This window comes from Streptomyces sp. NPDC111606 (genome assembly GCF_055656945.1).
The window spans coordinates 62200-85712 of sequence record NZ_JBVKBY010000001.1 but is presented as its reverse complement, the minus strand read 5'-3'; the positions used below and the strand labels follow the sequence as shown (position 1 = coordinate 85712).

Here is a 23513-nt window from a genome sequence, read left to right as displayed (position 1 = left end):
GGGTCCGCAGATGGACGTGACGAGGGTAACCGGGGGCCCCAACACCCCAGCCGGCTCCCGACTTCTTAGGTCAAACAGCCCCCTAACCATCAGTTGTGTTTGAGGACCTCAAACCTCTCCTTATAATCGGAAGCTACAGTTCCCTCACAGGAGGCTCCCCCGTGAAGACGACCTTCGGGCGCCGGACCCGCATTCTGGCCGCCACCACCGCGACGGCCGGGCTGGTGCTCGTGGCCGGCTGCTCCTCCGACGACAGCGGCGGCAGTGGTACGAAGACGGCCGCCGGCGGTGTCGAAGTCGTCAAGGCGGGCCAGCTCACCACCTGCACCCACCTGCCCTACCCGCCCTTCCAGTCGGAGATCGACGGCAAGGTGCAGGGCTTCGACGTCTCCCTCATCGACCTGGTCGCGGACGACCTCGGCGTCAAGCAGACGATCGTCGACCAGCCCTTCGAGAACTTCAAGACCGGTGGCTCCCTCAACGCCGGCAGCTGCGACCTCGCCGCCGCCGGCATGACCATCACCGAGGAGCGCAAGAAGAACGTCGACTTCTCGGACCCGTACTTCGAGGCCACCCAGGCCGTCCTGGTCGACAAGAAGAGCGGCATCTCGTCCTTCGCCGACCTCAAGGGCAAGAAGGTCGGCGCCCAGGCGCAGACGACCGGCGAGGACTACGCCAAGAGCAAGGGCCTGGACCCCGTCTCCTTCGAGTCCTCCGACGCCGTCATCAACGGCCTGCGCACCGGCCAGGTCGAAGCGGTCGTCATCGACTACCCGGTCGTCCAGGGCTGGCTGAAGGACAAGGCCAACGCCGCCGCCTTCGAGGTCGCCGAGCAGATCAACACCGGTGAGCAGTACGGCTTCACGGTGAAGAAGGGCAACACCAAGCTCCGCGAGGCCATCAACAAGGCCATCGCGGACGCCAAGGCCGACGGCACGTACAAGAAGCTGTACGAGCAGTGGATCGGCCCGTACGACGAGTCCGCCGCCTCTGCCTCGCCCGCCGCCTGACCCCATGGCCGACACAGACGTACAACTGCAGCCGAAGCAGCCCAGGAAGAAGGGCCTGACCCGGCGCCAGAAGCGCAGCCTGTCGCGCGGCATCCAGTACGTCGTCTTCGTCGCGGCCGTGATCGCCTTCGCGGTCGCGGCCGACTGGGGGCGTCTGCAGAACCAGTTCGCGCAGGGCGACATCGCCGAGCAGATGTTCCCGGACGTCATCACGCTCGCGCTGAAGAACACCGTGCTCTACACCCTGTCCGGCTTCGTCGTCGGACTGGTCCTCGGCATGGTGATCGCGCTGATGCGGCTGTCGTCGGTGGGGCCGTACCGCTGGCTCGCCGGCATCTACATCGAGATCTTCCGCGGGCTGCCCGCCCTGCTGATCTTCATCTTCATCGGTGTCGCCGTGCCGCTGGCCTTCCCCGGCACGGAGATCCCGGGCGGCACCTACGGCAAGGTCGCTCTCGCGCTCGGCCTGGTGGCGGCCGCGTACATGGCGGAGACGATCCGCGCGGGCATCCAGGCGGTGCCCAAGGGACAGATGGAAGCGGCGCGCTCGCTCGGCTTCTCGCCCGCCCGCGCCATGATCTCGATCATCATCCCGCAGGCCTTCCGGATCATCCTCCCGCCGCTGACCAACGAACTCGTCCTGCTCTTCAAGGACTCCTCGCTGGTGCTGTTCCTCGGTGTGACGCTGGAAGAGCGGGAACTGTCCAAGTTCGGCCGTGACCTGGCCAGCCAGACCGCCAACTCCACGCCGATCCTGGTCGCGGGCCTGTGCTACCTGCTGGTCACGATCCCGCTCGGCTTCGTCGTACGCCGCATGGAGGCGAAGGCCCAGGAGGCCGTGAAATGAGCGAGAGCCTTCTCAAGGCCGGCCCGGAGATCGAAGTCCGCGGCCTGCACAAGTCCTTCGGCGACAACGAAGTGCTGCGCGGCATCGACCTGCAGATCAACCAGGGCGAGGTCGTGTGCGTCATCGGCCCATCGGGCTCGGGCAAGTCGACGCTCCTGCGCTGTGTGAACCTGCTGGAAGAGCCCACCAAGGGCCAGGTCTTCGTCGGCGGCGCCGAGCTCACCGACGAAGACGTCGACATCGACGCCGTACGCCGCCGTATCGGCATGGTCTTCCAGCAGTTCAACCTGTTCCCGCACCTCACGGTGACCGAGAACCTCACGCTGCCGCAGCGCCGGGTTCTCAAGCGGGACAAGGCCGCGGCCGCGAAGGTCGCCGCCGAGAACCTGGAGCGGGTCGGCCTGTCGGAGAAGGCGACGGCGTACCCGTCCTCCCTCTCCGGCGGCCAGCAGCAGCGCGTCGCCATCGCCCGCGCCCTCGCGATGGGTCCCGCGGTGATGCTGTTCGACGAGCCGACGTCGGCGCTCGACCCCGAGCTGGTGGGGGATGTCCTCGCCGTCATGCGCATGCTCGCCGACGAGGGCATGACGATGATGGTCGTCACCCACGAGATGACCTTCGCGCGCGAGGTCGCCGACCGGGTCGTCTTCATGGACGGCGGAGTGATCGTCGAGGACGGCACCCCCGACCAGGTCATCGGCGACCCGCAGCACGAACGCACCCGCCACTTCCTCTCCCGTCTCCTCGACCCGGCGATGGCCGAGGTGGAGGAGGAGACCTCGGACCAGGTGGGCAGGAACGACTAGGGCCTGTTGCGACAGTGGCCTCTGCCGCGCGGCGTCCGGCACGCGCTCTCGCCGCACCGCCCGAAAACCCGAGTACGCCCGGTACGAGGGCTTTCGGCCGGCACGCCGAGAGCACGCACCGGACGCCGCGCGGCCGCCCTTCGGGCGACGAGGCCACTGTCGCAACAGGCCCTGGCCGGTCACTAAGGTGCGGTGCATGAGCGATCGCGGGGTTGTGCTGCACCTGAAGGGCCGGGTCCTCGTCGGACCGGACGACGTCCGGGACGAGCTGTGGGTCATCGACGGCCGGATCTCCTACGACCGTCCCGTGGGCGCGCGCGACGTGCGGACCGTCGAGGGCTGGGCCCTGCCCGGCCTGGTCGACGCGCACTGCCACGTGGGCCTCGGCGCGCACGGCCCGGTCGACGACGACATCGCGGAGAAGCAGGCACTGACCGACCGCGAGGCGGGCACCCTGCTGATCCGCGACGCCGGTTCGCCCTCCGACACCCGCTGGGTCGACGACCGCGAGGACCTGCCGAAGATCATCCGGGCCGGCCGGCACATCGCCCGCACCCGCCGCTACATCCGCGGCTACGCCCACGAGATCGAGCCGGAGGACCTGGTCGCCTACGTCGCCCAGGAGGCCCGGCGCGGCGACGGCTGGGTCAAGCTGGTCGGCGACTGGATCGACCGCGACCTCGGGGACCTCGCGCCCACCTGGCCGCGCGAGGCGGTCGAGGCGGGCATCGCCGAGGCCCACCGGCTGGGCGCCCGCGTGACGGCGCACTGCTTCGCCGAGTCCTCGCTGCGCGACCTGGTCGAGTCGGGCATCGACTGCATCGAGCACGCCACGGGTCTCACGGAGGACCTGATCCCCCTGTTCGCCGAGCGCGGGGTGGCCATCGTCCCCACCCTGGTGAACATCGCGACCTTCCCGAAGCTGGCCGACGGCGGCGAGTCCCGGTACCCCCGCTGGTCGGCCCACATGCGCCGGCTCCACGAACGCCGCTACGACACGGTCCGCTCCGCCTACGACGCCGGCATCCCCGTCTTCGTCGGCACGGACGCGGGCGGCACCCTGCCGCACGGCCTGGTGGCCGCCGAGGTCGCGGAACTCGTCACCGCCGGCATCCCCGCGGTCGAGGCCCTCGCGGCGACCACCTGGTCGGCCCGCACCTGGCTCGGCCGCCCGGGCCTGGAGGAGGGCGCCGCGGCCGACCTCGTCGTCTACGAGTCCGACCCGCGGGCCGATGTACGCGTGCTGGCGGCACCTCGTCGGGTGGTGCTGAACGGGCACGTGGTCGGCTAGCCGCTCGCCGTCTCGGCGAAGACCTCGCGGGCGACCCGGTAGCTGTCGAAGGCGCGCGCGGCACCGGCGTAGGCCTCGATGTGGATGAACGCCTCGACGATCTCCTCCGGGGTGACCCCGTTGTTGAGGGCGATGCGCAGCTGGCCGCGCAGCGGTTCGAGGGTGCCCAGGGTCGCGGCGATCGTCACGGAGACCAGGGCCCGGGTGCGGATGTCGAGGACATCGGTCCGGGGCCATGCGTCGCCGAAGGTGTGGACCGTGGCGAGGCGCTTGAAGTCCGCCGCGTTGGCGGGCTCTCCCGCACCTGGTTCGAGGAAGCGCTCCAACGGCATGCCGAGCAGCCGCTCGGCCGTGCGGAGCGCGGCGGCGTAGTCCCGCTCCTCGTCCTGGTCGGCCATCTTCTGCTTCCCTTCGTTTCGGGCAGCCGGTTGACGCAGCGTAACGACGGGTAGTCCGGTGTCGACGCCCGCTCCCTCGCCCGCGCCCACGTGTTCACGCGAGCGCTCGCACAGAAGGGGGTACGGGGGTGACTTCGAGGAACATCCGTGCCCAGAGAATCGAAAGCATTCACGGGAGAGTCACGTTGGAGTGAAGTCCTGGCGGATTGCTGACTCTTCACTCTCAGTACGCAATTCTTGCCGGGTCCCGAGCAAGTCCTCTCTGGGGGTCCCCACCTTGAACGGCAAGAACTTCCGCCTGCCCGCACGCCGTCTCGCCACCGTCGCGACGGCCACCGCCCTCACCGCCGGACCCCTGGTTCTGGCCGCGGGCCCCGCGCACGCGACCGGCGACGAGGGCCGCGCGAGCGCCGTCGTGCTCCGTACGGGGCTCGACGTCTCCCTGCTCAACAAGACCGTGAACGTCCCGCTCGCGGTCTCGCTCAACGAGGTACAGGCGCCGCGGAGCGCCGAGAAGGCAACGCTGACGGCCGAACTGAACGGCGTGGACGGCGGAAAGCCGTTCAACGTGCTGAGCGCCGAGGTCGCCTCGTCGAAGGCCACGGTCGAGGGCGGCAGGGCCGAGGGGTACACCAACCTCGCCCACGCCAAGGTCCACGTCCCCGGCCTGCCGCTGCTCTCGCTCATCGAGGTCGGCCAGGTCACCTCCAAGGCGACCTGCGAGGCCGGCAAGAAGCCGACGGCCTCGTCCAACCTGCTGGGCGACGTCACCGTGCTGGGCAAGAAGGTCACGCTGACCGCCGGCGGCACCACGAACGTCCAGGTGCCGGGCGTCGGAGACGTGCGGCTGGACTACTCCAGGACGGAGAGCACCTCTGACACGGCCGCCGCCACCGCCCTCGAACTCAAGGTGTCCGTCAACCCGTTGAAGCTGAACGTCGCCGAGGTCGAGGGCACCCTGACCCTGGCCGAGGCGACCTGTGAGACCCCGGCCGCGCCCGAGGAGGAGGCCGCCCCGAGCGCCGACCCGAGCGCCGAGCCGGCCGGCGACGTGAAGCCCCAGGGCGAGGCCGCCGACGAGGGCCTCGCCGAGACCGGCGGCAACTCCATGACGCCGTACATCGCGGGCGGCGCGGTAGCGCTCCTCGTCGCGGGCGGGGGAGCGGTGGCGCTGGCGCGGCGCGGCCGGAGCTGACCGATCACGGCACGCTGGAGCGGGTGCCGGCCCGGCTCAGTCACGCGCGAGAGCCATCGCCCGTTCCAGCGCCCGCAGGAAGCGGCTGACCGTCGCCCGGTCCCGCACCGCCAGCCGCAGCCACTCCTCGCCGAGCCCGGGGAAGGTGTCCCCGCGCCGGACGGCGAACCCGAGGCCGCGCAGGTGCTGTCGTACCGCGGTGGCTCTCGGCAGCCGTACGAGGACGAAGGAACCCTCGGCCGGCTCGACGACCCGGAGTCCCGCCGACGCGAACTCGCCGAGGCCGGCGACGAGATGGGCGCGGTCGGAGGCGATGCGGTGAGCAGCGTGGGCCGCCTCCGCCAGTGCCTGCGGTGACACGCACGCCTCGGCGGCGGCGAGCGCGGGCGTGGAGACCGGCCACAGGGGCTGGGCGCGCTCCAACTCTGCGATGGTCTCGGGGGCGGCCAGGACATAGCCGATCCGCAGTCCGGCCAGCCCCCACGTCTTGGTGAGGCTGCGCAGCACCACCAGGCCCGGCACGTCCGTCCGCCCGGCCAGCGCCTCCCGCTCGCCCGGCACCGCGTCCATGAACGCCTCGTCCACCACCAACGTCCGCCCGGGACGCGCGAGTCCGGCGATCGACGCGGCCGGGTGCAGGACCGACGTGGGGTTCGTCGGGTTGCCGATGACGACCAGGTCGGCGTCCTGGGGGACGAGAGCCGGGTCGAGGCGGAAGCCGTCCTCCTCGCGCAGCAGCACCCGGTCGACGGTGTGGCCCGCGTCCCGCAGCGCTGCCTCCGGCTCCGTGAACTGGGGATGCACGACGACCGGCCTGACCACCTTCAGTGCCCGTGCCAGCAGCACGAACGCCTCCGCCGCCCCCGCCGTCAGCAGCACCCGCTCGGCCGGCAGCCCGTGCCGCGCCGCCACCGCCGCCCGCGCGGCCCGCCCGTCGGGGTAGGCCGCGAGGGAGCCCAGTGACCCGGCGATGCGCTCGCGCAGCCAGACCGGTGGCGTGTCCGCGCGGACGTTCACGGCCAGGTCGACGAGCGCCGCGCCGGCGTCACGGACCTCGGCGTCGCCGTGGTGCCGCAGGTCGTGCGCCGGACCGGGTGTCTCAGTGGGCATGCGAGTGGGCGCCGTGGTGATGGTGGTGGTGACCGTGGTCGTGGCCGTCGTCGTCCGGGTGGAAGTGCGGCTGCTGCGGCATGCCGACCTTGTCCTCGAAGCCGGGCAGCGCGATGCGGTACACGCACGAGTCGCAGTTCATCCGCAGATCGCCCTTCAGGGCCTCCTCGTACCGCTCCATCACCAGATCGAGCAGCTCCGGCTCCGGACCGATGACGTCCGCGGAGCGCACCTCGATCTCCGGGTGGGCCGCCGCCCAGCCCTCCGTCTGGTGCCGCACCCGGTCCGGCAGGATGCCCGTGAAGAGGAAGTAGGGCAGCACGACGATCTTCCGCGCCCCCAGCTTCACGCACCGGTCGAGCCCGCTCGGCACGTCCGGCGCCGCCAGCGACACGAACGCCGTCTCCACGCCCGCGTATCCGCGCCCCTCCCACAGCAGCCGCGCCGCCTTGTGCACCTCGGCGTTGGCGTCCGGGTCGGTCGAGCCGCGCCCGACCAGCAGCACGGTGACGTCGGCCCGGTCCCCGGGCGTGCGGCCCTCGGTGCCGAGAGCCTCGTCCAGCCGCCGCTCCAGGACGGACAGCAGCGACGGGTGCGGGCCCAGCGGGCGGCCGTAGGTGTACGAGATCCCGGGGTGCCGTTCCTTCTCGCGGGCCAGCGCGGCCGGGATGTCGCCCTTGGCGTGTCCGGCGGACACCAGCATCAGCGGCACGGCGGCGAAGCGGCGTACGCCCTGCTCGACCAGTTCGGTGACGGCCTCGCCAAGGGGCGGCGGGGAGAGCTCGATGAAGCCGCCCGCGACGGGCAGTTCGGGGTGGCGGCGCCCCAGCTCCCGCACGAAGTCGCGGAACGCCTCGGCTCCGGCCTCGTCCCGGGTGCCGTGACCGGCGATGAGCAGGGCGGGCGGCGGGGTGGTCACGATTTCTCCTCGGAATGCGAATCAGAATGCGAATCAGAATGCGAATCGGGGTGCGAAAGGGGGTGGTACAGCAGGGCGTTGAGCGCGGCGGAGGCGACCGCCGAACCGCCCTTCTCGGACACGTTGCTCACGGCGGGCAGACCGCTCTCGCGCAACGCGGCCTTGGACTCGACCGCGCCGACGAAGCCGACGGGCAGCCCGATGACGAGCGCCGGGGCGGCGTCCAGGGTCAGCAGCTCCTCCAGCGCGGTCGGCGCGTTGCCGATCACCCAGAGCGCGCCGGGGCCGACCTGCTCGTGGGCGAGCCGTATCGCGTGCGCCGAACGCGTCAGCCCGGGACCGGCCACCGCGTCCCTGAGCCGGCAGACGGTCTCCCGCCGGGTGATCCCGGCCGCCACCATCTCGACGTCCACGACGACGGGCGCCCCGGCGTGCAGGGCTGCGTGCGCCTTCTCGAGGGAACCCTCGTCCATGACGAGATCGGTGGCGTAGTCGAGGTCGGCGGCGGAGTGGATGACCCGTTCCACCACGGCCCGGGTCAGCGGCGGGAAGTGCGAGGTGTCCAGGCGGGCGCGCAGCCGCCGGTAGGACTCCTCCTCTATCGGATGGACGACGCGATTCACTCCGCTCCCTCCTGCGATGCCTGCCAGCGGTAGCCGCGCGGCGTCACCATGCGACCCGCGATGTCCCGGGTCGCCGTGTTGCCGACGGTCACGACCGTCATCATGTCGACCGTCGCCGGGTCGAGGGCGCCCAGTGTCGTGACCCGACTGGACTCGTCCGGCCGCGACGCGTTCCGTACGACACCGACCGGCGTCGTCGGCTTCCGGTGCTCGGCGAGGATCGCGAGGGCCTTGGGCAGCTGCCAGTCCCTGCCCCGGGAACGGGGGTTGTAGAAGGTGACCACGATGTCCGCCTCGGCGGCGGCCCGCACCCGCCGTTCGATGACCTCCCACGGCGTGTGCAGGTCGGAGAGGCTGATGGACACATGGTCGTGGCCGAGCGGGGCGCCCAGGATCGCGGCGGCGGCGAGGGCGGCGGTCACACCCGGCACGCCGATCACGTCGATGTCGTCGGACGCCTCGGCGAGCGCGGGGGAGGCCATGGCGTACACGCCCGCGTCCCCGCTGCCGATCAGCGCGACCGCCTGCCCCTTGCGGGCCTCCTCGACGGCCGTGCGCGCCCGTTCCTCCTCGGCGCCGAGCCCCGACTCCAGGACCCGGGTACCGGGCCGCAGCAGGTCGCGGATCTGGTCGACGTACTGGTCGAGCCCGACCAGCACGGAGGCGCGCCGGAGCTCGGCCTTCGCGCGGGGCGTCAGCAGGTCCCGCGCGCCCGGCCCCAGCCCGACGACCGCGAGCCGCCCGCGCCCCGGACGCCGTACGACGGCACAGGTCGCCATCGCGGGCCGCCCGTCGGAGCGCTCGGACTTCCGCTTCGGTACGAGGAGTTCACCGCCGCGCATCAGAGCGGCGGCCTCGGCCACCGAGGGCGTGCCGACGGCGGCGAGGGGCGCGTCGGAGGGGTTGGGGACCTCGACGCCCGCGAGCTGCTCGGCGGAGTGGGTCACCACCGGCACCCCGAGCCGCTCGGCGGCCGCCACGATGCCGGGCTCGTCGGCCTTGGCGTCGACGGTGGCGAGTTCGGCGAGGGACTGGGGGGAGAGGCCGGCCTCGCGGAGCGTGCTCTCGATCAGCCCGAGCACCTCGTCGACGGGGGCGCCCTTGGAGGCACCGACGCCGACGATCAGGGACGGCGGGCGCAGCACGACCTCGCGCTCGGCGACGCGCTCGACGAGCCGGTCCGTCACCCGGACGACGTACGCCCCGTCGGCGCCGACCCGCAGCGGCGGCAACGGCCAGGCCACCTCGGCCCGCAGCGCCACCGGCTCCCCGTCGAGCAGCGCCCGCGAGACCCCGGCGACATCGCCCTCCACCGGCAGCCCGAGCGTGTCCAGACCGGGCACCCCCACGGCATCGGTCGCCGTCGTCACCACGGGCTGGGCCCCCAGCAACTCTCCGACCTGCCGGGCGAGTTCATTGGCTCCGCCGCCGTGCCCGCCGACCAGCGACACGGCGAACCGCCCGCCCTCGTCGACGCACACCACACCCGGGTCGGTCGCCTTGTCGGCCAGCAGTGGCGCAACGAGCCGTACGACGGCCCCTGTCGCCAGGAAACACACGAGCTGCTCGCACTCGGCGAACGCCCGCCGTACGGCGTCCCCGACGGGACCGTCGTACACGCGCACCCGGTCCGGCCACGCCGTGACCAGCCGGTCCCGCGCAGCCGCCCCCGCCGCGGTGGCGGAAATGAGGCCGATCACTGGGCAACTCCCTCTCGGTACACGGGGTTTCTGACACCCCACAGCAGAAATACGGGATTGGTGGCCGCGAGCCGGGTCACGTCCCCCGGCAGCGGGGCGAGCCGCGACGACTGCAGCAGCACTCCGTCACAGGAGAACCCGGCACCGGTGAGTGCCTCGCGAGCGGCGGGCACCCGGTCGAGCGCGGCCATGGCGACGACGACCGTCCGCCGCGCCCGACGCGCGCACGCGGTGACGATGGCGGGCAGCTCGCGCCCCCCGCCCCCGATGAACACCGCGTCCGGATCGTCGAGGTCGGACAGGACGGTGGGCGCCGCCCCGTGCACCACGTGCACGTCGACGCCGTGCGCGGCGGCGTTGGCGCGGATCCGCTCCACACCGTCCCGTGCCTTCTCGACGGCGACGGCCGCCGCGCCGAGCCGGGCGCACTCCACGGCCACCGATCCGGAGCCCGCGCCGATGTCCCACACCAGGTCACCGAGCCGCGGGCCCAGCCGGGCCAGGGCCAGCGCCCGCACCTCGAACTTGGTGATCATCGAGTCGCGGTGTGTGAAGTCGGCCTCGTCCAGGGCCCATCCGGCGGGCCCCGGCGCAGGACCGGCCACCGTACGCACCGCCCCGACGGCCCGCTCGGGGTCCAGGCACAGCACGACGCTCACCGCCGTACCCCAGTCGCGTGCCGCGGCCTCGGCGGGCGTCACCCGCTCCACGCGCTCGCGCCGAGGATCGCCCAGCGCGGAGGCGACGACCAGAACCCGCCCGGTGTGCCGCAGCGCCGCGCCCAGCTCGGCCGGCCCCGCGCCCGGCCCGGTCAGCACCGCCACCTTGGGATGCGCCCGGCACACGTTCACCGCCGTACGCGGCTCACGCCCGTGTGCGCTCACCACCACCGCGTCGTCCCAGGGCAGCCCGACCCGCGCGAACGCGGCGGCCACCGAGGACACCCCGGCACGCACATCCAGCCGCTCCGACCCGAACCGCTCGGCCAGCGCCCGCACGATCCCGAGGAATCCCGGGTCGCCCGAGGCGAGCACCACCACGGGCCGCTCCTTCTCGACGTACTCCGCGATGGTGTCGAGGGCGGGCGCCAGCGCCCCGAGAACGATCCGCTCCACGTCCTCGGGCAGCCGTACGGCATCCAGGTGCCGCCGCCCGCCGACGACCAGCTCGGCCCCGGCGAGGACGTCCTCGGGAACCGGCGCTCCCGTCCCCGTGCCGACGACGGTGATCACGTACTGGCTCCCCGCTCACGCAGCGCCCTGCGCGCCTGCGGGTCCGCCTTGCGGTACCCGTGGAAGTGACCGGGGTGGTAGAGGTGCGAGCGGGTGCCGTGCGCGTCGAGGGCGGGGCCGACCAGGAACAGGGTGTGCTTCCAGAGCTTGTGCTCCTTGACGGTCTCCTCCAGGGTCTCGATGGTGCACTTCACGACGAGCTCCTCGGGCCAGGTCGCCTGGTAGGCGACGACGACCGGCGTGGACGTCGGATACCCGCCCTCCAGCAACTCCCGTACGAGCTGACCGCTGCGGGCGGCCGACAGGAAGATCGCCATGGTGGTGCCGTGCTTGGCGAACTCCCTGACCTCCTCCCCGGGCGGCATCGGCGTCTTGCCGCCGCCGAGCCGGGTGAGGACGACGGACTGCGCGACCTCGGGGATGGTCAGCTCGCGCCCGGCGAGCGCGGCGACGGCGGAGAAGGCGGAGACCCCGGGCACGACCTCGGTCCCGACGCCGATCACGGCACACCGGTCGAGCTGCTCCTGCGTACCGCCCCAGAGGGCGGGGTCGCCGGAGTGGATGCGGGCCACCTTGAGGCCGTCGGCGCGGGCCCGCTCGTACACGGCGACCACGTCCTCGAGAGACATGGTCGCCGAGTCGAGGATCTCGGCGTCCTCGCGCGCGTGCTGGAGGACCTCCGCCTGGACCAGGCTGGCCGCCCAGATCACGACGTCGGCCTCGGCGATGGCACGCGCGGCACGGAACGTCAGCAGATCGGCGGCGCCGGGGCCGGCACCGACGAAGGTCACCTTGCCGGTGGGGGCATCGGCCATGGGAATTGGGTCCTCTCCTACAGGGGTCGGCGGGGGTTGGTGTGCGGGGCGTGGGACCGGCGTCGTCAGAGCTTGCCGCCCCGCCCGCCGTCGCGCGGGGCGGGTGCGATGAGGGTCGAGAGGTAGGGCAGGGGGGAGCCGTCGAGGTCGGCGGCCGGCCGGATCGACTCCTCCGTCAACCCCAGCGCCGACCCCCACACCGCGTCTTCGAGCCGCCCGGTCTCCCGCAGCGCCTCGGCGACCTCACCCGCCTGCCGGCCGAACTTGTAGGCGACGACGGTCCCGGGCCCGCTGAGAGCTTCCTTGAGCACCGTCGCCCCCGCGGTCACGGGCACGAGCGTGAGCGGCTCGGTCCCCTCGGTGAGAACCGCGCCCGACCTCGCGGCGAGGTCCTGCATGGCGGTGATGCCGGGGACGGTCTCGATGACGGTGCCGGGCACCGCCTCGCCGATGGTCTGCGCGAGATAGGTGAACGTGGAGTACACATTGGGATCGCCGATGGTGGCGAAGGCGACGGCGCCATGCTGCTCGAGCAGCTCGGCGACCCGCTCACCCGCCGCGTCCCAGGCGGCCTCGCGCCGAGCATGATCGGTCCGCTCGTTGAGCGCGAACACGACCCGCACGACCTTGTCCTCGGGCACGTAGTGCAGCACGGTGGCCTCGGCCCGCCCGCGCTCACCGGTGTCCATGACGGGTACGACGACCACGTCGGCCGCGCGCAGAGCGTTGACGCCCTTGACGGTCACCAGCTCCGGATCGCCGGGACCGACCCCGACTCCGATCAACCTGCTGCTGCTCATGACGTCCGGCACCTCTCCACGAACCGACGGGCGACACCGGGCTGTGCTGCCCAGTGCGTGTGCAGATAACTCGCGTGCACGCCCTGCTGTACGAAACCTTCGACCCGCCGCAGCGGGGTCCTGACCCCCCAGGCGGGAGCCGTCCCCGAGCCGGGCTCGACGACGGTCCGATGAAACTCGTGCGCCCGCATCCGCGTTCCGGCCGCCGCCAGCACACTGTCACTCACGGCGACCGCGTCCCGATACCCCAGCGTCAGCCGCTCGCTCATCCGCGCGGTCACGTCGAGCACACCGCACATGGGCTGCCCGTCCAGCTCCCGGCTCAGATAGAGCAACCCCGCACATTCGGCGGCCACCGGAGCAGCGCTCCCCGCGAGGGCGGCAACGGCCTTGCGCAGCGGTTCGTTGGCGGACAGCTCAGCGGCGTACACCTCGGGAAACCCGCCACCGATGACCAGGCCCCGGGTGTCGTCGGGCAGTTCCTCGTCCCGCAGCGGATCGAAGGGGACGACTTCGGCACCGGCGGCGGTGAGCAGTTCGGCGTGCTCGGCGTAGGAGAACGTGAACGCAGGTCCGCCGGCAATGGCGACCACCGGCTGTTCCGGTATTTCAGCCCGTCTGGGGGTGCCCCCTCTGGGGGAGTTTGAGGACGGCGCCCCTTCAGGGCCGAAGCGGGGGTCTGGGGGCGCAGCCCCCAGGTTCGGGACGGGAAGGGGCGGCGGGGGCGAAGAAGCCAAGACGTCAGCCGCATGCCAAGCTGCACAGGACAACGCGCCCGCACCCCGCGCCAGCCCCAGCAACCCCTCCAGATCACACCCACGCTCGACCTGCGCCGCCATCGCCGCAACCGCCTCCACGGCCTCGCCCCGCCGCTCGGCAACCGGCACCAGCCCCAGATGCCGCGACGGCGTATCCACCTGAGCCGCCCGCCGCAGCACCCCCAACACGGGCACCCCGGCCGACTCCAGGGCCTCCCGCAGCAACTCCTCGTGCCGATCCGAAGCGACCTTGTTCAGAATCACGCCCCCGATGCGCACCTCGGGATCCCAGGACGCGAACCCGTGCACCAGCGCCGCCACGGACCGCGACTGCGACGACGCGTCGACGACGAGCACCACCGGCGCCCGCAGCAACTTCGCCACCTGCGCGGTGGACGCCAGTTCACCCTCCCCGGCGGCCCCGTCGTACAGCCCCATGACCCCTTCGACGACGGCGATGTCACACCCGCGCGCCCCATGCAGGAACAACGGACCGACCAACTCCGGCCCGCACAGATACGCGTCGAGATTCCGCCCCACCCGCCCGGTCGCGAGCGCGTGATACCCGGGATCGATGTAGTCCGGCCCGACCTTGTGCGGGGACACGGCAAGCCCCCGCGCGGCGAACGCGGCCATCAGCCCTGTGGCAACGGTGGTCTTGCCGCTGCCGGAGGAAGGCGCGGCAATGACCAGTCGAGGGACGGAGGAGGACATCACGCGTTCACCACTCGATGCCTCTCTGGCCCTTCTGGCCCGCGTCCATGGGGTGCTTGACCTTGGACATGTCGGTCACGAGGTCGGCGAGGCCGACCAGCTTCTCGGGCGCGTTCCGCCCGGTGATGACCACATGCTGGGTCCCCGGCCGGTCACGCAGCACGGAGACGACCTCGTCGGTGTCCACCCATCCCCAGTGCATGGGGTAGGCGAACTCGTCGAGCACGTAAAGCTTGTACGTCTCGGCCGCCAGGTCCCGCTTGACCTGCTCCCAGCCCTCCCGGGCCTTGTCCTCGTTGTCCATCTGGGCGTCCCGCTGAACCCAGGACCACCCTTCGCCCATCTTGTGCCAGTCCACGGTCCCGCCCTGCCCGGACGCTCCCAGCACCCGCAGCGCGTTCTCCTCGCCGACCTTCCACTTCGCCGACTTGACGAACTGGAACACCCCGATGGGCCACCCCTGATTCCAGGCGCGCAGGGCAAGCCCGAAGGCAGCGGTCGACTTGCCCTTGCCGATCCCCGTGTGCACGACCAGCAGGGGCCGGTTACGACGCTGACGTGTCGTCAGTCCGTCGTCCGGCACGACACTCGGCTGTCCCTGCGGCATTACGCGGCCCTCCTCTGTACGTCCTTGACCAGGCCTGCGATGGACTCCGCCCGCAGCTCGTCCAACGTCACCGCCGTACCGCCGAGTTCACCCGCGAGCTGTCCCGCCAGCCCCAGCCGCACGGGCCCGGACTCACAGTCGACGACCACGGACGCGACACCGTCGGCCGCGAACAGCCGGGCCGCCCGCCCCGCGAGCGCGACCGGCTCGGGACCGCCCGTGGCCCGTCCGTCGGTCACCAGCACGACCAGCGCCCGCCGGGCCGGATCCCGCAGCCGCTCCACCCGCAGCACCTCGTGCGCCTTCAGCAGCCCGGCCGCAAGCGGCGTACGCCCACCGGTCGGCAACGACTCCAGCCGGGCCGCGGCGGCATCCACCGACGACGTGGGCGGCAGCGCGACATCGCCTGCCGTACCCCGGAACGTCACCAGCCCCACCTTGTCCCGCCGCTGGTACGCGTCCAGCAGCAGCGACAGGACAGCGCCCTTCACAGCGCTCATCCGCTGCCGGGCCGCCATCGACCCGGAGGCGTCCACGACGAACAGCACCAGGTTCCCCTCGCGCCCTTCCCGAACGGCCTGCCGCAGATCGTCCCGCCGCACGACGAGACCCCGCCCGGACCGCCCCCGCGCCCGCTGATGCGGCGCCGCCGCCTGCACGGTGGCCGCCAGGTGCAGCTTGGTGAGCGCCCCCCGGGGCCGCCGCGCGCCGGTCGTGCGCCCATGCTCGGTCCGCGCCCGCGAACGCCGCCCGGCGGCACCTTCACCGATGCCGGGCACGCTCAGCACCTTCGTCCGGAAGGGCTCGGACGCCCGCGCGGGAGTCTGCTCCCCGGCCCCGGAAGCCTGCGGCTCCCCGTCCTCGCCGGCCTCGGGCCGCGCACCGGAGTCCGCGCCCTGTGGTCCGTCGGACTCGGACGGCGGCTGCCCGCCACCCCCGCCGGGCCCGTCGGGATCGGGATCCTCGTCGCTCTCGTCGTCACCGGAGAACTCCTCCAGCGTCTCGTCGAGCTTGTCCTCGTCCAGCCCCGGCGCATCGAAGGGGTTGCGGCGGCGACGGTGCGGCAGCGCCAGCAGCGCCGCCTGCCGGACGTCCTCGGCCAGCACCTCGGTCCGCCCGGCCCACGCGGCCAGCGCGGTGGCCGTACGGGCCATCACGATGTCGGCCCGCATGCCGTCCACCTCGAAGGCCGCGCAGGTAGCCGCGATCTGCCGCAGCGCCCCGTCGCCGAGCCGCACCGAGGGCAGCAACTCCCTTGCGGCGACGATGCGTTGACGCACAGCGGTCTCGTCGTCCGCCCACCGCGCGGCGAACCCGCCCGGATCGTCGTCGTACGCGAGCCGCCGCCGTACGACCTCCACCCGCTGCTCGGGTTCCCGCGAGGCGGCGACCTCGACGGTCAGCCCGAACCGGTCGAGCAACTGCGGCCGCAGTTCGCCCTCTTCGGGGTTCATGGTCCCGACGAGCAGGAAACGCGCCGCATGTCGTACGGAGACACCCTCGCGCTCCACATACGACGCACCCATCGCCGCCGCGTCCAGGAGCAGGTCGACGAGGTGGTCGTGCAGGAGGTTGACCTCGTCGACATACAGGATTCCGCGGTGGGCGTCCGCGAGCAGCCCGGGTTCGAAGGCCTTCACGCCCTCGGCCAGCGCACGCTCGATGTCCAGCGCGCCGACCAGCCGGTCCTCGGAGGCGCCGACGGGGAGTTCGACCATGCGGGCGGGGCGCCGCGAGCCGGCACCTGCCTCGTGCGGCCCGTCGGGGCACGCGGGGTCGGGGGCGCCCGGGTCGCAGGAGAAACGGCACCCGGCGACCACCGGGACCTCCGGCATCAGCGCCGACAGCGCGCGTACCGCCGTCGACTTGGCGGTGCCCTTCTCGCCGCGCACCAGCACACCGCCGACCGCCGGGGACACGGCGTTCAGCAGCAGCGCGAGCCGCAGGTCGTCCTGGCCGACAACGGCCGTAAAGGGGAAGGGGGTTGTCACTGGTCGTCGCCCTCCAAGTCGCCTTCGAGCTCCAGGTAGGTGGCGCGCAGCCGCTCCAGCGTCTCGGCGTCCGGCTCGGCCCACAGCCCGCGGTCGGCGGCCTCCAGCAGACGCTCGGTGACGCCACGCAGCGCCCACGGGTTGGACTTCTTCATGAAGTCCCGGTTCTCCGGGTCGAAGACGTACTCGGCGCTGAGCTTCTCGTACATCCAGTCGTCGACCACGCCCGCCGTGGCGTCGTACCCGAAGAGGTAGTCCACGGTCGCCGCCATCTCGAAGGCGCCCTTGTAGCCGTGCCGGCGCATGGCCGCCATCCAGCGCGGGTTGACCACCCGGGCGCGGAACACGCGGTGCGTCTCCTCGCCCAGCGTCCGCGTCCTCACCTGGTCCGGAACGGCGCTGTCACCCACGTACGCCTCGGGGTTCGCGCCCGTCAGGTGCCGCACCATGGCGACCATGCCGCCGTGGTACTGGAAGTAGTCGTCGGCGTCGACGAGGTCGTGCTCGCGGGTGTCGACGTTCTTCGCGGCGACGGCGATCCGCTTGAACGCGGTCTCCATGTCGCCGCGCGCCGCCCGCCCGTCGAGCCCGCGCCCGTAGGCGTAGCCGCCCCAGACGGCGTACACCTCGGCGAGGTCGGCGTCGGAGCGCCAGTTGCGGGCGTCGATCAGCGGCAGCAGGCCGGCCCCGTAGGCGCCCGGCTTCGAGCCGAAGATACGGGCCGTCGCGCGCCGCCGGTCGCCGTGCTCGGCGGTGTCCTCGTCGGCGTGCGCCCGTACGTAGTTCCGGTCGGCGGGCTCGTCCAGCTCGGCGACCTTGCGGACCGCGTCGTCGATCAGCCCCACCACGTGCGGGAACGCGTCCCGGAAGAAGCCGGAGATACGCACCGTGACGTCGATGCGCGGCCGTCCGAGCTCCTCCAGGCCGATGATCTCGAAGCCGGTCACCCGGCGCGAGGCGTCGTCCCAGACCGGGCGGCAGCCCAGCAGCGCGAGGATCTCGGCGATGTCGTCGCCCTGGGTGCGCATCGCGGACGTGCCCCAGACGGTCAGGCCGACCGACTTCGGGTAGTCGCCGGTGTCCTGGAGGTACCGCGCGACCAGCGAGTCGGCGAGCGACTGCCCGACCTCCCAGCTCAGCCTGGACGGAATGGCCTTGGGGTCGACGGAGTAGAAGTTGCGCCCCGTCGGCAGGACGTTGACCAGCCCGCGCGTCGGTGAACCGGACGGCCCCGCCGGGACGTAACCGCCGTCGAGCGCCTTGAGGATGTGGCCGATCTCGTCCGTCGTACGGGCGAGACGCGGCACGACCTCGTTGCAGGCGAACTCCAACACGGCGACGGCGTCGGGGAGTTCGGTGCCGAGGACGTCGCCGATCAGCGCACGGCTCTCCGTGACCGCCCAGTCGCGCTCCTCCATCCCCTCCGCGATCCGCCGGCACAGCTGCTCCAGCAGGTCGATCGCGTCGGCGGCCGTGCGTGAGGGGCCGTCGACCAGATCCGACAGCTCCACCGGCACCTTCAACGGCGCGCCCGGTTCGCCCAGCAGTTCCTTCTCGTCGAGCCCGAAGTGAGCGGCCAGCGAGGCCCTCAGGCCCGGCAGGGCATTGGCCTGCCCGCCCCACACCTGCGAGGCGCGCAGCACGGCCAGCACGAGGTTGACCCGCGCCTCGTCGACCGGACCGCCGCCGAGGATGTGCAGTCCGTCGCGGATCTGCACGTCCTTGATCTCGCACAGATAGCCGTCGATGTGCATGACGAACTCGTCGAAGGCGTCGTCGTCCGGCTGGTCGTCGACATGCAGGTCGTGATGCAGCTCGGCCGCCTTGACCAGCGTCCAGATCTGCGCGCGGACCGCCGGAGCCTTGGCCGGGTCCAGGTCGGAGACGAGTGCGTACTCGTCGAGCAGCTGCTCCAGCTTGGCCAGGTCGCCGTAGGTGTCGGCCCGTGCCATCGGCGGCACGAGGTGGTCGACGACGGTGGCGTGCCCGCGCCGCTTGGCCTGGGTGCCCTCGCCAGGGTCGTTGACGATGAACGGGTAGATCAGCGGCAGGTCCCCGAGGACCGCGTCCGGGGCGCACCCGCCGCTGAGCCCCAGCCCCTTGCCGGGCAGCCACTCCATCGTGCCGTGCTTGCCCATGTGCACGATCGCGTCGGCGCCGAAGCTGTTGTCCAGCCACCTGTACGCCGCCATGTAGTGGTGCGACGGCGGCATGTCGGGGTCGTGGTAGATCGCGATCGGGTTCTCGCCGAAGCCGCGCGGCGGCTGGATCATCACGACGACGTTCCCGAACTGCAGCGACGCGAGGACGATGTCGTCCCCGTCGACGTACAGCGACCCCGGCGGCTCGCCCCAGGCCTCCAGCATGCCGTCCCTGAGCTCCGGGTCGAGCTTGTCGAACCAGGCCCGGTAGTCGGCCAGCGGCACGCGCGCGGGTGCGGCGGCCAGCTGCTCCTCGGTGAGCCACTCGACGTCGTGGCCACCGGCGTTGATGAGCTGGTGGATCAGCTCGTCGCCGTTGTCCGGGTACTCGGTGAGGCCGTACCCGGCGTCCCTGAGCGCGTCCAGCACCCGCACCGCCGAGGCGGGCGTGTCGAGACCGACCGCGTTGCCGACGCGCGAGTGCTTGGTCGGGTAGGCGGTGAAGACGAGCGCGAGCTTCTTCTCGCCGTTCGCCTTGTGCTTCAACTCGGCGTGCCGTACGGCGATCCCGGCGACGCGCCCGGCCCGCTCCGGGTCGGCGACGTACACGGGCACGTCGTCCGGGCCCTGCTCCTTGAAGGAGAACGGCACGGTCACGAGCCGCCCGTCGAACTCCGGGATCGCGACCTGCATCGCCGCGTCCATGGGGGAGAGGGCGGCGTCGGACTCGTCCCACGCGGCTCGCGAGGAGGTCAGGCAGAGGCCTTGCAGTACCGGCACATTGAGCTCGGCGAGCCGGCCGATGTCCCACGCCTCCTCGTCACCGCCCGCCGACGCCTGCGAGGCGTGCGTGCCGCCGGCCGCGAGGACGGTGGCGACCAGGGCGTCGGCCTTGCCGAGGATCTCGTACAGCTCCGCGTCCGCGCCGCGCAGCGAACCGCAGTACACCGGAAGAGCGTTGGCGCCCCGGGCCTCGATCGCGTCGCACAGGGTGTCCACGAAGGCGGTGTTGCCGCTGAGTTCGTGGGCCCGGTAGAAGAGCACGCCGACGGTCGGACGGCCGCCGACGAAGGCACGCTCGCCATGGACGCCGAACTCCGGCATCTTCTGCGGCTCGACGAACCCCTCGCCCGTCAGCAGCACGGTGTCGGAGAGGAACCGCGCGAGTTCGGTGAGGTTGGCGGGCCCGCCCTCGACGAGATACCTCAGCGCCTCGGCCACCACACCGGCCGGGACGGACGACTCGGCCATCAACTCCGCGTCCGGGACGGCCTCGCCGCCGAGCAGCACCGTCGGGATGCCCGAGGCCTTCAGCGCGGCGAGCCCGTCCTCCCAGGCCCGTTTGCCGCCCAGCAGGCGTACGACGGCGATGTCCGAGCCCTCGATGAGCGCGGGCAGTTCCTCGGTGACGTCCACGCGGGTCGGATTGCCGATCCGGTACGAGGCACCGGAAGCGGCCCTGGCCGCCAACAGGTCCGTGTCGGCGGTCGACAACAACAACACAGTGCTCATGCGGGCGCTCCCGGTGGAATGAAAGGCAGTCCTTGCGGCGCGCCCGACTCGATGAGCCGCCGGAGCGCGTCCGTGTCAGCGTGCTGTTCGATCAGGTCGCCGAGCCGGTCGAGCTGCTCCTCGCGCAGCGCGGCGAACGACGTGTCGGGGGCCGGCACGAAGCGGCGGCCCGCGGCGGCGGCCACCTCGCGCAGGAAGGCCCGCCGGAAACCGTCCGACTCCAGCGAGCCGTGCCAGTGCGTGCCCCAGGTCTGGCCGACCCGGCAGCCGTCGAGGAAGGCTTCCCCGCCATGGATCTCGGCGACCCCGTGGTGGATCTCGTACCCCGCGACGTGCGCGCCGAGGGCTTCTCCCGCCGGCCGGGTGAGGGTCTTCTCGCGGGCGAACCGCACCCGCACGGGCAACACACCGAGCCCCTCGACATGACCCCGCCGGCTCTCGACCTCGTCCTCGATGTGCTCGCCGAGGACCTGGAAGCCGCCGCAGATGCCGAGGACGGGCCGTCCGTCGGCGACCCTGCGCTTCAGGGCCTCCGCGAGCCCCCGCTCCCGCAGCCACTCCAGCGCCCGGACCGTCCCCCGGGTCCCCGGGACGATGACGAGATCGGCGTCCGCCAGTTCCTCCGGCCGGTCCACGAACCGCACGACGACGCCGGGTTCGGCGGCCAGGGCGTCGACGTCGGTGAAGTTTGACATCAGCGGCACGGCACAGACGGCGACCCGCAGCACGTCCTCGCCGACAGGCGGGGCGACGTTCGACTCCCGGACGGTCCCGCGCAGGGACACCCGCAGCCCGTCCTCCTCGTCGATGCCCAGGCCGTGCTGGAAGGGGAGGATGCCGTAGGTGTGCCGTCCGGTGAGGCCGTGCAGCATGTCGATCCCCGGCTCCAGGAGGCTGACGTCGCCGCGGAACTTGTTCACCAGGAACCCGGCGACGAGCGCCTGATCCTCGGGTGAGAGGAGGGCGACCGTCCCGAAGAAGGAGGCGAACACGCCCCCGCGGTCGATGTCACCCACCACCAGCACGGGCAGCCCGGCATTGCGGGCGATCCCCATGTTGACGATGTCGGTCCGCCGCAGATTGATCTCGGCCGGAGAGCCGGCCCCCTCACAGATCACCGCGTCATACGTGCCCCGCAACTCGGCGAGACAGTCGAGCACGGTCCCGAGCAACTGCTGCTGCCGCCCGCCGTGATAGCCGCGTGCGCTCAGCTCACCCACCGGCTTGCCCAGCAGCACGACCTGACTGCTCTGCTCCCCACCGGGCTTGAGCAGCACGGGATTCATCAGCGCGGTCGGCTCGACCCGGCACGCCTGTGCCTGCATGGCCTGCGCCCGCCCGATCTCGGCGCCCTCACGCGTCACGAACGAGTTGAGGGACATGTTCTGCGCCTTGAACGGCGCGACCTTCACTCCCTGCCGCACCAGCCACCGGCAGATCCCGGCGGTGACGACGCTCTTGCCGGCGTCGGATGTGGTGCCGGCGACGAGAAGACCACCGCCCGTCATGAGGTACGCCCCTTCGCGATGCGGCGCGCGGCGACACAGACGCCGAGCGCCAGCCAACCGACGCGCTGCGACAGCCGTACGGCCCGTTCGATGTCCTGCGTGCCGACGGCCCGCCCGTCCCCGTTCAGCACGGGCCGGTGCTCGACCCGTCCGCCGTACGACAGCGTCCCGCCCAGCCGGACCCCGAGCGCCCCCGCGAACGAGGCCTCCACGGGCCCCGCGTTGGGGCTCGGGTGCTGTGCGGCATCGGCGCGCCACGCTCGTACCGCCCCACGGGGGTCACCCCCGGCGACGGCGGCGAGTACGGCGGTCAGCCGGGATCCCGGCCACCCCGCCACGTCGTCGAGCCTCGCCGAAGCCCAGCCGTAGCGCCGGTACTTGGGCGACTTGTGCCCGACCATGGCGTCGAGCGTGTTCACCGCGCGGAACCCGACCAGCCCGGGAACGCCTGCCACGGCGCCCCACACCAGCGCCCCCACGACCGCGTCGGAGGTGTTCTCGGCGACGGACTCGACGACCGCCCGCGCGATGCCGTCCGCGTCCAGTGCCTGCGGATCCCGCCCGCACAGATGCGGCAGCCGGGCACGTGCCGCCTCGACGTCCCCCGCTTGCAGTGCCTGCCCGATGCCCCGGGCCTCCCGGGCGAGCGAAGTCCCCCCGACGACCGCCCAGGTGGCGGCGCCGGTCAGCGCGACGGAAGTGGCGGGGGACGTACGTACGAGACGAGCTGCGGCGGCACCGAGCGCGACGGCGCCACCGGCGCACACGGCGGTGTGCACCGCACCGAAGGCGCGGTGGTCGCGCCACAACACCCGTTCCACGGCGTCGGCGGTCCGCCCGAACACGGCGACCGGATGCCCTCGGCGAGGATCGCCGAGCAGCAGATCACCGAGAAGTCCGGCGGCGGCGCCGTACGCGAAGACGCGATCGGCACGCATCGGGGTCAGCCGATCGTCGAGTCAGACGAGGGTCCGGTTCTGCATGTCGATCGGCAGGCGAGCATCGCGTTATGTCCTCACTCAGGGTGTCCGCGCCCTGGTTCGACGAGACCGGCGGTGAGAGTTCCTGGCTCCCGGGGCTATCTACCCCGGTGACAGTGGCGGGACCGCGCCGGATTCACACCGGCTTCCTCTCCTGCCGCCGCACTTGGCTCCGGCAGTCCACCACGGGGTTGGAACGGCCGTCAACTTGCCGTTGACCTGCGAAGGGAGAGTGTGCGAAGGCCCACACAGCAGTGAGGTGCGGGACGGTGATCCGTCCCGCACCTCGGGTGTTTCAGGTGGTGCGCGTCGTGCGTCAGGCCACGATCAGATAGATGCCGTACGCCACTGCCGCCGCGCATGCCGCGAAGCACGCGTACGCGCCCGTGACCGCGAGAGAGGCCGAGTCGCCCTGCGCCACGGCCCGTTCGCGCCGGGACAGGCCCGCGATGCCGAGGGTGAACAGACCCACCAGGGCCACGGTCACCACGAGGCTGACGCCGAAGACGGAGCCGAGTGCCGCCCAGTCGATCTTCATGCTTCTGCTTTCTTGAGT

Annotated in this window: 20 protein-coding genes and 1 riboswitch; of the genes, 5 read left to right on the top strand and 15 right to left on the bottom strand. The window is 72.2% G+C overall.

Annotated elements, in window-relative coordinates:
* Window positions 1–161: 161 nt before the first annotated feature.
* From ACZ7M7_RS00415 to ACZ7M7_RS00400, 4 genes are all read left to right on the top strand, one after another.
* Entirely contained in the window at window positions 162–1010 is an 849-nt protein-coding gene (locus ACZ7M7_RS00415; RefSeq protein WP_383623457.1) for a transporter substrate-binding domain-containing protein, read from the top strand.
* 4 nt (window positions 1011–1014) lie between these two features.
* Window positions 1015–1857 carry an amino acid ABC transporter permease gene (locus ACZ7M7_RS00410; RefSeq protein ID WP_362378573.1) on the top strand — a complete coding sequence of 281 codons (843 nt, stop codon included), beginning with the start codon at window positions 1015–1017 and terminating at the stop codon, window positions 1855–1857.
* Entirely contained in the window at window positions 1854–2663 is an 810-nt protein-coding gene (locus ACZ7M7_RS00405; RefSeq protein WP_383597359.1) for an amino acid ABC transporter ATP-binding protein, read from the top strand. Before ACZ7M7_RS00410 ends, ACZ7M7_RS00405 begins: the two co-directional genes overlap by 4 nt.
* 196 nt (window positions 2664–2859) lie before the next feature.
* Entirely contained in the window at window positions 2860–3954 is a 1095-nt protein-coding gene (locus ACZ7M7_RS00400; RefSeq protein WP_472111454.1) for an amidohydrolase family protein, read from the top strand.
* Here the strand turns inward: ACZ7M7_RS00400 and ACZ7M7_RS00395 are convergent.
* The gene (locus ACZ7M7_RS00395; RefSeq protein WP_383623449.1) at window positions 3951–4352 is read right to left on the bottom strand and encodes a carboxymuconolactone decarboxylase family protein; all 402 of its coding nucleotides are present in this window, start codon (window positions 4350–4352) and stop codon (window positions 3951–3953) included. The two genes, ACZ7M7_RS00400 and ACZ7M7_RS00395, sit on opposite strands and share 4 nt — an antisense overlap.
* A gap of 277 nt (window positions 4353–4629) precedes the next feature.
* Here ACZ7M7_RS00395 and ACZ7M7_RS00390 point away from each other — a divergent pair, with 277 nt between their 5' ends.
* Window positions 4630–5547 carry an SCO1860 family LAETG-anchored protein gene (locus tag ACZ7M7_RS00390; RefSeq protein WP_472111451.1) on the top strand — a complete coding sequence of 306 codons (918 nt, stop codon included), beginning with the start codon at window positions 4630–4632 and terminating at the stop codon, window positions 5545–5547.
* 36 nt (window positions 5548–5583) lie between these two features.
* Here the strand turns inward: ACZ7M7_RS00390 and cobC are convergent, their stop codons facing one another.
* From cobC to ACZ7M7_RS00320, 14 genes are all read right to left on the bottom strand, one after another.
* On the bottom strand, window positions 5584–6657 hold the full coding sequence (cobC, locus tag ACZ7M7_RS00385; RefSeq protein ID WP_472111449.1) for an Rv2231c family pyridoxal phosphate-dependent protein CobC: 1074 nt from the start codon (window positions 6655–6657) through the stop codon (window positions 5584–5586).
* The gene (locus tag ACZ7M7_RS00380; protein ID WP_383597375.1) at window positions 6647–7576 is read right to left on the bottom strand and encodes a sirohydrochlorin chelatase; all 930 of its coding nucleotides are present in this window, start codon (window positions 7574–7576) and stop codon (window positions 6647–6649) included. Before ACZ7M7_RS00380 ends, cobC begins: the two co-directional genes overlap by 11 nt.
* The gene (locus ACZ7M7_RS00375) at window positions 7573–8199 is read right to left on the bottom strand and encodes a precorrin-8X methylmutase (RefSeq protein WP_472111447.1); all 627 of its coding nucleotides are present in this window, start codon (window positions 8197–8199) and stop codon (window positions 7573–7575) included. The genes ACZ7M7_RS00380 and ACZ7M7_RS00375 overlap by 4 nt, the downstream gene beginning before the upstream one ends.
* Complete coding sequence (gene cobJ, locus ACZ7M7_RS00370; protein ID WP_472111445.1) at window positions 8196–9899, bottom strand: precorrin-3B C(17)-methyltransferase; 1704 nt, start codon at window positions 9897–9899, stop codon at window positions 8196–8198. Before cobJ ends, ACZ7M7_RS00375 begins: the two co-directional genes overlap by 4 nt.
* Window positions 9896–11131 carry a precorrin-6y C5,15-methyltransferase (decarboxylating) subunit CbiE gene (gene cbiE, locus ACZ7M7_RS00365; protein ID WP_472111443.1) on the bottom strand — a complete coding sequence of 412 codons (1236 nt, stop codon included), beginning with the start codon at window positions 11129–11131 and terminating at the stop codon, window positions 9896–9898. The genes cobJ and cbiE overlap by 4 nt, the downstream gene beginning before the upstream one ends.
* A complete protein-coding gene (gene cobM, locus ACZ7M7_RS00360; protein ID WP_383597386.1) occupies window positions 11128–11946 on the bottom strand; it encodes a precorrin-4 C(11)-methyltransferase in 819 nt (272 codons plus the stop codon). The genes cbiE and cobM overlap by 4 nt, the downstream gene beginning before the upstream one ends.
* Before the next feature lie 65 nt (window positions 11947–12011).
* Window positions 12012–12758 (bottom strand): precorrin-2 C(20)-methyltransferase, encoded by a 747-nt coding sequence (cobI, locus tag ACZ7M7_RS00355; protein ID WP_472111441.1) that lies wholly within the window; start codon window positions 12756–12758, stop codon window positions 12012–12014.
* Window positions 12743–14218 carry a cobyrinate a,c-diamide synthase gene (locus ACZ7M7_RS00350; RefSeq protein WP_472111439.1) on the bottom strand — a complete coding sequence of 492 codons (1476 nt, stop codon included), beginning with the start codon at window positions 14216–14218 and terminating at the stop codon, window positions 12743–12745. The genes cobI and ACZ7M7_RS00350 overlap by 16 nt, the downstream gene beginning before the upstream one ends.
* A gap of 7 nt (window positions 14219–14225) precedes the next feature.
* Entirely contained in the window at window positions 14226–14825 is a 600-nt protein-coding gene (cobO, locus tag ACZ7M7_RS00345; protein WP_472111437.1) for a cob(I)yrinic acid a,c-diamide adenosyltransferase, read from the bottom strand.
* Complete coding sequence (locus ACZ7M7_RS00340; RefSeq protein ID WP_472111435.1) at window positions 14825–16816, bottom strand: putative cobaltochelatase; 1992 nt, start codon at window positions 16814–16816, stop codon at window positions 14825–14827. Before ACZ7M7_RS00340 ends, cobO begins: the two co-directional genes overlap by 1 nt.
* Entirely contained in the window at window positions 16813–20469 is a 3657-nt protein-coding gene (gene cobN / locus ACZ7M7_RS00335) for a cobaltochelatase subunit CobN (RefSeq protein WP_472111433.1), read from the bottom strand. Before cobN ends, ACZ7M7_RS00340 begins: the two co-directional genes overlap by 4 nt.
* On the bottom strand, window positions 20466–21977 hold the full coding sequence (locus ACZ7M7_RS00330; RefSeq protein WP_472111431.1) for a cobyric acid synthase: 1512 nt from the start codon (window positions 21975–21977) through the stop codon (window positions 20466–20468). The genes cobN and ACZ7M7_RS00330 overlap by 4 nt, the downstream gene beginning before the upstream one ends.
* Complete coding sequence (locus ACZ7M7_RS00325) at window positions 21974–22915, bottom strand: cobalamin biosynthesis protein (protein ID WP_383597405.1); 942 nt, start codon at window positions 22913–22915, stop codon at window positions 21974–21976. Before ACZ7M7_RS00325 ends, ACZ7M7_RS00330 begins: the two co-directional genes overlap by 4 nt.
* A 102-nt stretch (window positions 22916–23017) precedes the next feature.
* Window positions 23018–23157: riboswitch (cobalamin riboswitch) on the bottom strand.
* A gap of 116 nt (window positions 23158–23273) precedes the next feature.
* Entirely contained in the window at window positions 23274–23495 is a 222-nt protein-coding gene (locus ACZ7M7_RS00320) for a hypothetical protein (protein ID WP_328428633.1), read from the bottom strand.
* Window positions 23496–23513 lie beyond the last annotated feature (18 nt).